A 10,626-nucleotide genomic window follows, 5' to 3' on the forward strand; every position below is an offset into this window, starting at 1 on the left:
GGGCTTGCTCGCGAACGCGGTGTGTCAGACACGGAGATGTCGACTGGTATACCGCATTCGCGAGCAAGCCCGCTCCCACAGGTTTTTGCGTTTTCCGTTATTTCAGGTCGAATCGATCCAGCTCCATCACCTTGGCCCACGCCGCCACGAAGTCTTTGACGAACTGTTCCTTCGCGTCAGAACTCGCATACACCTCGGCCAGCGCGCGCAGTATCGCGTTGGAACCAAACACCAGATCAACCCGCGTCGCCGTCCACTTCACGCTACCGGTCTTGCGGTCGCGTCCTTCGAACTCGTCCGCTGCCGCTGACGTCGGCTTCCACTCCACGCCCATGTCCAGCAGGTTGGTGAAGAAGTCGTTGCTCAGGGTTTCCGTGCGCGAGGTGAACACGCCATGCCGGCTTTGCCCGACGTTCGCCCCCAATACCCGCAGACCACCGACCAGTACGGTCATTTCCGGAGCGGAGAGGGTGAGCAGTTGCGCCTTGTCGATCAGCAGCGCTTCGGCCGACACGGTGTATTTGCCCTTGCTGTAGTTGCGGAAACCATCGGCAATCGGTTCGAGGAAACCAAACGACTCGACATCGGTTTGCTCCTGAGTCGCGTCGGTGCGTCCTGGATTGAACGGCACAGAGACCGAGTGCCCGGCGTTTTTCGCCGCTTGCTCGACCCCGGCGTTACCCGCCAGCACGATCAGATCCGCCAGCGAGACTTTCTTGCCGGATGATCCGGCGTTGAACTCGTTCTGAATGCCCTCAAGGGTCTTCAGCACCTTGTCCAGTTGCTCCGGCTGGTTGGCCTGCCAGAATTTCTGCGGGGCCAGACGCAGACGTCCGCCGTTGGCGCCCCCCCGTTTGTCCGAACCACGGAAGGTCGATGCCGCGGCCCAGGCGGTGGACACCAGTTGCGACACCGACAGGCCGGAAGCCAGCACTTTGCTTTTCAGCGCTGCCGCATCGTTGCTGTCGATCAGTGGGTGAGTGGCATCGGGAATCGGGTCCTGCCACAGCAGTTCTTCGTTCGGCAGTTCCGGGCCGAGGTAGCGCGACAGTGGGCCCATGTCGCGGTGGATCAGTTTGTACCAGGCGCGGGCGAAGGCGTCGGCCAATTGATCAGGATTGGCCAGGAAACGGCGGGCGATCGGCTCGTAGATCGGGTCGAAACGCAGCGCCAGGTCGGAGGTGAGCATGGTCGGCGAAAGCTTCTTGCTTGGATCGTGCGCGTGCGGAACGGTGCCAGCGCCGCCGCCGTTCTTCGGTTTCCACTGGTGCGCACCGGCCGGGCTTTTGAACAGTTCCCACTCGAAGCCGAACAGGTTTTCCAGGTAGTTGTTGCTCCACTGAGTCGGAGTGGTGGTCCAGGTGACTTCGAGGCCACTGGTGATGGTGTCGGCGCCTTTGCCGGTGCCGAATGCGTTGCGCCAGCCGAGGCCTTGTTCTTCCAGCCCGGCCGCTTCCGGCTCAGGCCCGACATTGTCGGCCGGGCCGGCGCCGTGGGTTTTGCCGAAGGCGTGACCGCCAGCGATCAGCGCCACGGTTTCCTCGTCGTTCATGGCCATGCGGCCGAAGGTTTCGCGGATATCGCGACCGGAGGCAACCGGGTCGGGATTGCCTTCAGGGCCTTCCGGATTGACGTAAATCAGGCCCATCTGCACCGCTGCGAGCGGATTTTCCAGATTACGTTCGCCCTGATCGGTGCGGCTTTGCTCTTTGCCGTGCAAGTCCGGTTCGGCCACCAGCGTACCGTCACCCGGTTCCTGCATGGCCGACTTGTCTTTGCCGTAGCGACTGTCGCCGCCGAGCCATTCGCGCTCCGAACCCCAATACACGTCTTCGTCCGGTTCCCACACATCGGGACGTCCACCGGAGAAGCCGAAGGTCTTAAAGCCCATGGATTCCAGTGCAACGTTGCCGGTGAGCACGATCAGGTCGGCCCAGGAAATATTGCGGCCGTATTTCTGTTTGATTGGCCACAGCAGGCGCCGCGCTTTGTCGAGGCTGACGTTGTCCGGCCAGCTGTTGAGCGGAGCGAAACGCTGTTGCCCGGAGCCGGCGCCACCGCGGCCATCGGCGGTGCGATAGGTGCCGGCGCTGTGCCAGGCCATGCGGATGAACAGCGGGCCGTAGTGGCCGAAGTCGGCTGGCCACCAGTCCTGGGAGTCGGTCATCAGCGCACGCAGGTCTTGTTTCAGGGCCTGGAAGTCCAGGCTCTGGAAGGCTTTGGCGTAGTCGAAGTCCTTGCCCAGCGGATCGGACTTGGGCGAGTGCTGGCTGAGGATCTTCAGGTTCAGTTGATTCGGCCACCAGTCACGGTTCGTCGTACCACCACCGGCGGCGTGGTTGAACGGGCATTTCGATTCGTTTGCCATGTTCGAGTCCTTATCAGGTCTTGTGCGGCCGGCTCATGCCGACTTCGGACTAGTAAGGCTAGACCCGACTTGGGCAGTCAGCTAATAGGCCGACTATTGGAGCGTGATAGGCGCAGTCTTTCGAGACCCTGGTAACGCGGGTCTATTCCATAGCTGGCTGATACTTTGCCGAAAACTGGTTTGATAACGCCGTTAATGATTTTAAATATTGAACTTTTTATTTCGAATTGGGCTAGCGGCCTGTCAGATATGACAGTAGCGCTCGAAGTAATGGCGCATTAGCTTTGTCAGCGGAAGCAACGGTCTCAAGATTTTTTGAGAGCCAATCATCACTATAAAACTATTTTGGAATGCATTCGGATGAACAAATCAATTAATACAAAAGAGCAACTTGATGCGTTGCTGCAGGAGATTGGTCGCGGCTCTAATGGTGAGTTCAGTGCATCTATTGGTGGAAGAAATTTCTTGTCGGCGACGAAGGAGAATGCGACTTTTTATATAGCAGCAAATGACTTCATGATTATTGGAGCTGATGACAACAATCGAGGGCATGTAGCTTTCTGCGTTCCAAAGAGCCTGGTTGGTGACGGACCTCATGAGGTGACGTGCTACACAGGTGACTTGAGTTGGACCGCGGCTGACAATGACAATTATCAACTTATTAAATCAGGACGGGCAAAACTGACGTTCTTGAAAAAGGAACATGCGCGAGTCGGCGTTACAGGAAAGATCTATTTTGATTTTCCTGATGGAGGGGAAATAGAGGGGGATTTTAATATCAAGCTTGTTTAGCAGACGTAAAGGGACGGATCCAGCCAATCCGTCCCTTCCCTGATTTCAACTCGATTGCACAGTCTCATCATCGGGCAACGCATCCAGCGGATCTTCCTGCCCCGGCAATTCAGTAATCACACTGAAATCCGTGACCTCGACCGCACCCAATCCATAACCCAGCAAATGAAACGAGAAAGCCTTGCGTTGCTGCGGGTTGTCGAAGCTGAAATCCATCTCCAGCGGCTGATCGGCTGTGGCGACCATCTCGGTCGGCAGGCCCAGTTGCACGTCCTGTTCGAACTCCTTGGCCTTGAGCTGAATGTACGCCGCCTGCTGCGGGTCCACCGAGCGCACGGTCAGGCGCACACGAGTGTGCGAGCCCTTGGGCATTTCCAGGTATTGCGCACCGATCAGGTTATCGGCCCAGTCATCCTTGATCTGCGCCTGTAGCGGGATGACGTTGTTGCTGCCGAACTGGTAACGCTGATTGAGCGGGGTGCGCAGCAGTGACAGGTCCAGCGCCATGGCCCGCGCGGCTATCTGTCGGGCCTGCTGGCTGCTTTCGGTACCCTTGAAGGTGGCGCGCTCGGCAATGAAACCGGCGCTTTCGTAGTAGCGACAACGGCGCGGCATGTCGCACTCGGAAAAGATTCCCTGGCCGTTGTGGTAGCGCAGTTTACCGTTGGTGTAGGACATGATTTCGCGTCCGCTGTCGTAATCGCGAAACAGCGAACGGCCGCTCAGCGCCGACGGCACCGGCAGATCGAAATAGTCGAGGATCGACGCACTCAGATCGACATGCCCATACACCCCGGCATTCAGTCGCGGCAGTTGCTCGTGTTCCGGCGCCAGCGTCAGGTTGAAGCCCCAGGACGACGCCAGACGCACGCCATCGATGCCGTGGGATTCGTCCGAAGTAATCACCACCAGCGTGTCCTTGAGCACGCCCTGGCGTTCGAGGCCGCTGAGGAACTGCTCCAGCGCATCGTCCAGATAACCGACGGCGGCCTGTTTCGGCGTCTCGTAGCGCGCCAGATAGTCTTCCGGTGCGGAGTAGGGCTGGTGGGTGCCGACAGTCAGCAGGGTGAGCATCCACGGTTGCTTCTGCTTCTTCAGTTGGCCGACGTAATCCAGCGCGCCTTCGAAGAACGCCTTGTCATCCTTGCCCCACGGAAACTCCAGATAATTGGCGTTAGTGAACCATTCCAGACCATGGGTCGCATCGAAACCGATGTGCGGCATGATCTTGTCTTTGGCCATGAAACGCAGACCGGCGCCTTGCAGGTAATGAGTGCTGAAGCCGTTCTGCCGCAGCTGCGCCGGCAGGCAGGCCTGATTGCGCTCCTGCTGGGTGAGCATTTCCACGCCTTTGGGCGTGCCGTTGTTGAGCTTGTCGTAATCGCCACAAAGCATGGCGTACAGGCCGCGAATGGTCTGGTGTGTATGCAGCACGTAATCCGGGGTGTTCATGCCGCGCTCGGCCCAGCGGCTGAGATGGGGCATCAGGTCTTCCTGATAATGACTGCCGATGGCCTCGCGATTGGCGCGGATGTACGCGCCGGGGATGCCTTCCAGGGCGATGATCAGCACATTGCGCGCCTGACCCGGTGCGGCCAGCAGCTTGTGGCCATTGAGATCCAGATCGGTCAACCCGGCCATCTGTGGCGCGGGCTCTTCGACGTCACCGTCCAGCCATTCCTCGGCCTGCAACTGCAGCTCGGCGACTTGCGAGGCGAGCAACTGATGCGGCAGGTTGTACAGGCGCCACGGATCTTCCTCGCTTGGCCACTGGTTTTGCACGCCCCAGTGCGCGGCGAACAGCAGCGCCGGTGCGGCCCACACGGCACGGGGCAGGGCAGCAGCGGGCTGCGCGCGATTGGCGAAACGCGTCAGCAACCAGAGCAGCAGCGCCAGCAACAGGGCCGCGCCCAGCGCCGGATGGGCAAAGCCGCCACCGGTGGAGTTCTCCACGAACTGCGGGTCAATCAGGTAATGCAGGTCGGATGGGGTCGGCAACCGGCCGACAGCGCTGACCAACTCCGCCGTCGCCACCGCCAGCAACCCCCAGAACAGCAGCAACGGCAACGCCAGCCACCACGCGCGGCGATGCAGCAACAGCACCAGCAAACTGCCACTCGCCAGGTCGGACAAATAGCCCAGCGACGACGACCAGCCCAACGCCGCGCGCAGGCACACCGGTACGATCAGCACCAGCAGAATCAGGGAAAACAGGCGGGCATGCGGCTGCCGCAACCAACGCAATAAAACGCTCACAAACAAAGACCTTCCAGCCATCAAACCGTCATAAAAGTGTGCGCGATGATACCAAGGGTGGGCTGTCTGATCGCCCTTTTAAACACGCGGCTGATCTGCTCTCGCAAGCGCGGTAAAGGGCCTGAAGCCATGACCGGCGTTCGTGTCAGCTCGATAGCGGCGAATGGGCGCGCTGCTATCGACGGCAGATTTATTGTTTCAGGCTGTTTAAGGAAGTCGCCCGCACTGTATGAAAGCCACACCACGACGGCAGCTGGAATCGAAGAAGTGCATGGCGATGCCGGCAGCTGACAACTCTGAGGCATCGCCCACCGTCAGCCAATTCGGCGATCAGTCCAAACCGTCGTCGAAGATGCTTTCAATCGGTAACTCGAACGCCCGGGCAATCTGAAACGCCAGTGGCAGGCTAGGGTCATAACGCTCGTTTTCGATGGCGTTGATCGTCTGGCGCGACACCTTGAGGCGTTCAGCCAGATCGACCTGCGACCAGTTGCGCTCGGCGCGGAGTGCCTTGAGGCGATTTTTCATTGGTAGCGACGTCGCGCGATTTGCAGGCCGAGAATCCACATGGCGCCCATCACAGGCCACACGCAAGTCCACGGTATGTGTGGGGCGCCGACGTTTTCCAGAAAACCGTAACTGAAGGTCAGCAGCGCTGAGGCGGCGAAGGCAAATCCCAGCGCTTCGAACTGTATACGCAGATGCATTTCGTCCATGCGCCGCATGTTGCGCACGATGCTCCAGCACATCAATCCTGCCGGGATAATCGGTGTCAGCGCGACGGCTGAACGCAGAATCATGTTGGCATCCGTCAGGTATTGCGTAGCGATCACTGAGGCCGTCAACACCAGCATATAGAGGATCAACGCCGCGCCCATTTCAAGGTAGTACCGGTTCATTCTTCAACTTCCTGTGTAAAAGACCCTTTACATACTTGCTAAAATTTTTCCTTATGTAAAGCAAGCTTTCCATAAACCTCGACCGGGTTGTTTCTGGACAGCCTGATGGCCACTCAGTAGCATTCGAGCCCAACGGATTTTCCCTTCGCACGTCGTCCGACGTGGAGTTCTCAAGGAATCGACATGCGCGACACCCCCAATGGCGAACAACGAACGGTCGTGACCTTAGTCAACGGCGAGATTCATCACGAAACCCAGATCAGTTTCAGCTCGGTGTCGGTCGTCAATGGAGAAGTGCGGGTGCATACCGCTGAAGGCAATCAGATAAATGTCCAGGTGCCGGGGGCGGACTTCTCATTGCGCTTTGATCTGGATGGAGTGCAGCAGATTCCAGTGGCGCAGCAGGCACCGGTTGAAACGGTGCCCGTCGACAACAACCTGAAGCTGTTCACCTGGAAAACCGTACTGATCACCCTTGGGCTGTGGACGGTGGTCAACCTGATCACTGGTTGGCTGGGATTCTTCGCGGCGGCCGGTTATCTCGGTTATCGCTGGAGTCAGGTGTTGAAGCGCAAGCAGCAGTTGGCGGCGGCGCCCGTGGAGAAAACTGCGGCGGCATCGCGCTCGGGGATGTCGAGAGAAAGCGTGCGCAATGCACTGGCCCGCAAGCGCGGCTGACATGCGCGATAAAAAAGGGGCGACCTGATCATCAATCAGGCCGCCCCTTTTTATTACCGCCAAGTCAGATCAATGCATCTTGCTGTGATCGTGGCCTTCCATGTGCGTCAGCGCACGCACTTCGGCTTTGACTTCGACGGTTTCTTTCTCGCCCTTGGCGTTTTCCACGGTCAGGGTCAGCGGTACGCTTTCGCCTTCCTTGAGCTGGCCGGTCAGGCCCATCAGCATCACGTGGTAGCCGTTCGGGTCGAAGGTGACGGCTTTGCCGGCTGGCAGGTCGACCGATTTGACCGGGCCCATGCTCATCACGTCGTTCTTCATCGACATTTCGTGGATCTGCACATCCTTGGCCACTGGCGAGGCCACGCTCAGCAGTTTGCTGTCGCTGTCAGCGGTGACGGTCATGAACGCGCCGCTGGCCGATTGGGTCGGCACGGTCGCACGCACCCAGGCATCATCGACCTTGGTCTGAGCCGAGGCTTGAAACGCCAGGCCCAGCAGGGACAGGGCGAAAACGGCGCGTTTGATGTTGTTCAAAACGGGGTGCATCAGCAGACCTCCATAACGGTGAGCAAATCTTCCGTGCACTCTTGTGCCGAAAGCGATACAGACAGACCCATGCGCAACTGGCCGCGCGAGTCGTAGACGTAACTGGTGGACGTGTGGGAGATGGTGTAGGTGTCGCCGGCCGGCACCTTCTCGAAGAACACGTCGAATTCCTTGGCGGTGGCCTGGGTTTCTTCCAGCGTGCCGTACAGTGCGACGAAGCTCGGGTCGAAGGCTTTGACGTAGGCGTCGAGGATCTGCGGCGTGTCGCGTTCCGGGTCGAGGGTGATGAAGATCACCTGCAGACGGTCGCCGTCCTTGCCCATCAGCTTCTTGATTTGCGCGGCGCGGGCGAGGGTGGTCGGGCACACCGCCGGGCATTGGGTGAAGCCGAAGAAGATCATCGGCATCATCCCGCGAAAGCTCGACAGCGTCATGGTTTCGCCGTCGGTGTTCTTCAGCTTGAAGGTGCGTCCGAGGATCTTGTCACTCAGGTCCTTGCCGTACTTGTACGACAGTTGGCCACGGGTGTCGCAGCCGGCGAGCAGGCCCAGGCCCAGCACGCCCATTCCCGCAAGCACCTTGCGGCGAGTCAACAAAGCCGTCATCTAATACCGCCTTTTGCAGCCCGTCAGTCGGCAGGACTGGCGGGGGGTTAACCGTAAAAGCGGCGCATGATACCAAACTGACGGCAGACGCCGGCCACGGATCGCCGCGCGGCGTCGGATCGGGCGACAAAAGGTGTAAGAAAAAGTGACGAGGGGCTACTGAACCCGGGCCTCATCGGCCTGCCAGCCGCCGCCCAGCGCGGTGTACAGGTTGACCTCGGCAACCAGCTGCGCAAGACGATCAGTGATCAGCCCCTGCTGTGAACTGAACAGCGAACGCTGTGCATCGAGAAACGTCAGGCTGCTGTCGACGCCATTCTGATAACGGTGTTGCGCCAGGTTGTAGTAGTCCTGAGTCGCCTGCACCAGATCGCGCTGTGCCTGTAATTGCTGCTGATAAGTGCTGCGCGCTGCCAGGCCGTCGGCAACTTCCTGAAACGCGGTTTGAATCGATTTCTCGTATTCGGCGACCGCGACGTCTTTCTGCAATTTCGAATAATCCAGACTCGCGCGCAGGCTGCCGGCGTTGAAAATCGGCAAGTTGATTTGCGGCTGGAACGTCCATGCCCCGGAGCCGGCGCTGAACAGGCCGGACAGATCGCGGCTGGAAGTGCCGGCGCTGGCGGTCAGGCTGACACTGGGGAAAAACGCCGCGCGCGCTGCACCGATGTTGGCGTTGGCCGCTTTCAGTTTGTACTCGGCCTGGAGAATGTCCGGGCGCCGTTGCAGCAGGTCCGACGGCAACCCGGCCGGCAGTTGCTGAACCAGATCGCTGGCCAGTGGTTGCGCCGGCAGTTGCTCGGGGACTGGCGCGCCAACCAGCAGTGTCAGGCTGTTGAGATCCTGCGCCACCTGGCGTTTGTATCGCGCCAGATTGGCTCGCGAACTGTCGACGCTGGTTTGCGCCTGCGCCTGTTCCAGCGCCGAAGACTTGCCGGCCTCACGGTTGCGCGTGGTCAGGCGCAGACTTTGCTGATCGGCGGCCAGGGTCTGGCGCGTCAGTTCGAGCAACTCCTGATCGGCGCGCCAGGTCAGGTAGGCATTGGCGACGTTGGCCACCAGACTCAGCTCGGCACTGCGCCGCGCCTGTTCGGTCGCCAGCCAGGTTTGCAGCGCCTGTTCGCTGAGGCTGCGCACCCGACCGAAAAAATCCAGTTCATAGGCACTGACGCCCAGATTCACCGCATAGGTCGAATTGATCATGGCTTTGCTGCGGGTCACGCTGGGCGGCATGCGCTGGCGCGACTCGCTGGCATTGGCCGATACCGCCGGCAGCAGATCGGCGCGCTGGATCCGATACTGCGCCTGGAACGCCTCGACGTTCAGCGCCGCGACCCGCAGGTCGCGATTGTTCACCAGCGCGCTTTCAATCAACTGTTGCAGCGCCGGGTCGTTGAACAGCGTGCGCCAGTCTTCAGTGCGCGCTGCGGCGGGTTTCGGTGCCGGGTAAACCGCGCCTTGCGGATACTGCGCCGCGCTCGGTGAGGCAGGGCGCTGGTACTCGGGAATCAACGAACAACCGGCCAGCAGGGCGGCGAGGGACAGCAGGGAAATGCGCAGCATCGAACGCTCTCATGCAGAAAAAACACGTGCCGGGCACTGCGTCCCCACACCATCATCAAACACCGTTGAACCACGGCCGCGCGGTTATGCCCCAGCCATCCAGCGCGCCAGACCGTGCCGTCCGCTGACCCCCAGTTTGGCGGTCGCCCGTTTGAGGTAGGTCTCGACCGAACTGCTCTTGACCCGCAGCTTCTCGGCCAGTTGCGGCACGGTACCGCCGGTCAGCAGACCCAGGCAGACTTCCTTTTCCCGCGCCGACAGCACGATGCCACCCAGCGCCAGGCGTTCGTCGAACACCTGCTGCAACGGCGCCTGCTCCAGATCGGCCAAGGGCAGGCGCGGTTGTTTGGCGACAATCTGCCGACTGAGCTGCGCGTGCCGTTCAATCAGCGGCAGCAGGGTGTCGGACAGGCTTTTCAGAAACGACAGTTCCGGCAGGGAAAACACCCGTTGCGTATGCGGTCGGTAGAACGAGATGACACAGCGGCGGTTAGAGGTGCGGGACACCAGATTGCACTGGTGCACGCTGTGCTGCGGATGTTGCGGCTGGAGCGACGCTTTGAGTTGAATCAGCAGGGAATCATTCATCTCGATCATCTTCTGCAACAACGGATGATCGTCCGGACTTTTCAACGGGTCCGATGGCGGGAAGGTCTGCGGCAGTCCGGCGCTGCCCAGCGCCTTGATCTCGACCACGCTGGCCTGACGTTCGTCCAGCGTCCACTCACTGAGATCGACGCGATTGACCGGCACCAGGGTGTCGACCAACTGGAACAGGTTGCTGGCGAAATGATCGTCGCCGGTGCTGGCAATCAGTTCCCCCAGTTGCCAGTAGAAATGCGGGTTTTCCATGTTGCGAATGCTGCCGGTCAGATTCATATCCTTGTCATCCCTGGTTCCGAGTCATCACCGAGTC

11 protein-coding genes are annotated in these 10,626 nt (G+C 59.9%); 3 read left to right on the forward strand and 8 right to left on the reverse strand.

Annotated elements, in window-relative coordinates; all coding sequences use genetic code 11:
* Window positions 1-97: 97 nt before the first annotated feature.
* Entirely contained in the window at window positions 98-2,368 is a 2,271-nt protein-coding gene (katG, locus tag QMX91_RS05680; protein ID WP_282412385.1) for a catalase/peroxidase HPI, read from the reverse strand.
* 360 nt (window positions 2,369-2,728) lie between these two features.
* On the opposite strand from katG, the gene QMX91_RS05685 reads away from it, so the two are divergent.
* The gene (locus QMX91_RS05685; protein ID WP_098968292.1) at window positions 2,729-3,160 is read left to right on the forward strand and encodes a hypothetical protein; all 432 of its coding nucleotides are present in this window, start codon (window positions 2,729-2,731) and stop codon (window positions 3,158-3,160) included.
* A 45-nt stretch (window positions 3,161-3,205) separates the two neighbouring features.
* Here QMX91_RS05685 and QMX91_RS05690 read toward each other — a convergent pair whose 3' ends face one another.
* Window positions 3,206-5,437, reverse strand: coding sequence for an LTA synthase family protein (locus tag QMX91_RS05690; protein WP_210559035.1), 2,232 nt, complete (start codon window positions 5,435-5,437; stop codon window positions 3,206-3,208).
* Between the two features lie 108 nt (window positions 5,438-5,545).
* Between QMX91_RS05690 and QMX91_RS05695 the strand changes: the two genes are divergently transcribed.
* The gene (locus QMX91_RS05695; RefSeq protein WP_171061923.1) at window positions 5,546-5,707 is read left to right on the forward strand and encodes a hypothetical protein; all 162 of its coding nucleotides are present in this window, start codon (window positions 5,546-5,548) and stop codon (window positions 5,705-5,707) included.
* 39 nt (window positions 5,708-5,746) lie between these two features.
* On the opposite strand, the gene QMX91_RS05700 is transcribed toward QMX91_RS05695, so the two are convergent.
* Window positions 5,747-5,944, reverse strand: a complete 198-nt coding sequence (locus QMX91_RS05700) for a helix-turn-helix transcriptional regulator (protein WP_098968294.1) — start codon at window positions 5,942-5,944, stop codon at window positions 5,747-5,749.
* On the reverse strand, window positions 5,941-6,315 hold the full coding sequence (locus tag QMX91_RS05705) for a hypothetical protein (protein ID WP_003224193.1): 375 nt from the start codon (window positions 6,313-6,315) through the stop codon (window positions 5,941-5,943). The genes QMX91_RS05700 and QMX91_RS05705 overlap by 4 nt, the downstream gene beginning before the upstream one ends.
* A 183-nt stretch (window positions 6,316-6,498) precedes the next feature.
* Between QMX91_RS05705 and QMX91_RS05710 the strand changes: the two genes are divergently transcribed.
* Complete coding sequence (locus tag QMX91_RS05710; protein WP_098968295.1) at window positions 6,499-6,993, forward strand: hypothetical protein; 495 nt, start codon at window positions 6,499-6,501, stop codon at window positions 6,991-6,993.
* Window positions 6,994-7,062: 69 nt separating this feature from the next.
* Here the strand turns inward: QMX91_RS05710 and QMX91_RS05715 are convergent, their stop codons facing one another.
* The 4 genes from QMX91_RS05715 to QMX91_RS05730 form a co-directional block, all read right to left on the reverse strand.
* On the reverse strand, window positions 7,063-7,542 hold the full coding sequence (locus QMX91_RS05715; protein ID WP_027613130.1) for a copper chaperone PCu(A)C: 480 nt from the start codon (window positions 7,540-7,542) through the stop codon (window positions 7,063-7,065).
* The gene (locus QMX91_RS05720; protein ID WP_047599796.1) at window positions 7,542-8,147 is read right to left on the reverse strand and encodes an SCO family protein; all 606 of its coding nucleotides are present in this window, start codon (window positions 8,145-8,147) and stop codon (window positions 7,542-7,544) included. The genes QMX91_RS05715 and QMX91_RS05720 overlap by 1 nt, the downstream gene beginning before the upstream one ends.
* Window positions 8,148-8,303: 156 nt before the next feature.
* Entirely contained in the window at window positions 8,304-9,710 is a 1,407-nt protein-coding gene (gene adeC, locus QMX91_RS05725) for an AdeC/AdeK/OprM family multidrug efflux complex outer membrane factor (RefSeq protein WP_282412386.1), read from the reverse strand.
* Between the two features lie 84 nt (window positions 9,711-9,794).
* Window positions 9,795-10,589, reverse strand: a complete 795-nt coding sequence (locus QMX91_RS05730) for a helix-turn-helix transcriptional regulator (RefSeq protein WP_282412387.1) — start codon at window positions 10,587-10,589, stop codon at window positions 9,795-9,797.
* Window positions 10,590-10,626: the final 37 nt, after the last annotated feature.

The organism is Pseudomonas sp. PS01299 (assembly GCF_029960145.1).
GTDB classification, from domain to species: Bacteria; Pseudomonadota; Gammaproteobacteria; order Pseudomonadales; family Pseudomonadaceae; genus Aquipseudomonas; species Aquipseudomonas putida_A.

Excerpts from the sequence above, each read along its gene's own strand:
- QMX91_RS05720 (WP_047599796.1), bottom strand. The coding sequence starts at position 8,147 with ATGACGGCTTTGTTGACTCGCCGCAAGGTGCTTGCGGGAATGGGCGTG.
- QMX91_RS05705 (WP_003224193.1), bottom strand. The coding sequence starts at position 6,315 with ATGAACCGGTACTACCTTGAAATGGGCGCGGCGTTGATCCTCTATATG.
- QMX91_RS05685 (WP_098968292.1), top strand. The coding sequence starts at position 2,729 with ATGAACAAATCAATTAATACAAAAGAGCAACTTGATGCGTTGCTGCAG.
- QMX91_RS05730 (WP_282412387.1), bottom strand. The coding sequence starts at position 10,589 with ATGAATCTGACCGGCAGCATTCGCAACATGGAAAACCCGCATTTCTAC.
- QMX91_RS05710 (WP_098968295.1), top strand. The coding sequence starts at position 6,499 with ATGCGCGACACCCCCAATGGCGAACAACGAACGGTCGTGACCTTAGTC.
- QMX91_RS05690 (WP_210559035.1), bottom strand. The coding sequence starts at position 5,437 with ATGGCTGGAAGGTCTTTGTTTGTGAGCGTTTTATTGCGTTGGTTGCGG.
- QMX91_RS05700 (WP_098968294.1), bottom strand. The coding sequence starts at position 5,944 with ATGAAAAATCGCCTCAAGGCACTCCGCGCCGAGCGCAACTGGTCGCAG.
- katG (WP_282412385.1), bottom strand. The coding sequence starts at position 2,368 with ATGGCAAACGAATCGAAATGCCCGTTCAACCACGCCGCCGGTGGTGGT.
- QMX91_RS05695 (WP_171061923.1), top strand. The coding sequence starts at position 5,546 with ATGACCGGCGTTCGTGTCAGCTCGATAGCGGCGAATGGGCGCGCTGCT.
- QMX91_RS05715 (WP_027613130.1), bottom strand. The coding sequence starts at position 7,542 with ATGCACCCCGTTTTGAACAACATCAAACGCGCCGTTTTCGCCCTGTCC.
- adeC (WP_282412386.1), bottom strand. The coding sequence starts at position 9,710 with ATGCTGCGCATTTCCCTGCTGTCCCTCGCCGCCCTGCTGGCCGGTTGT.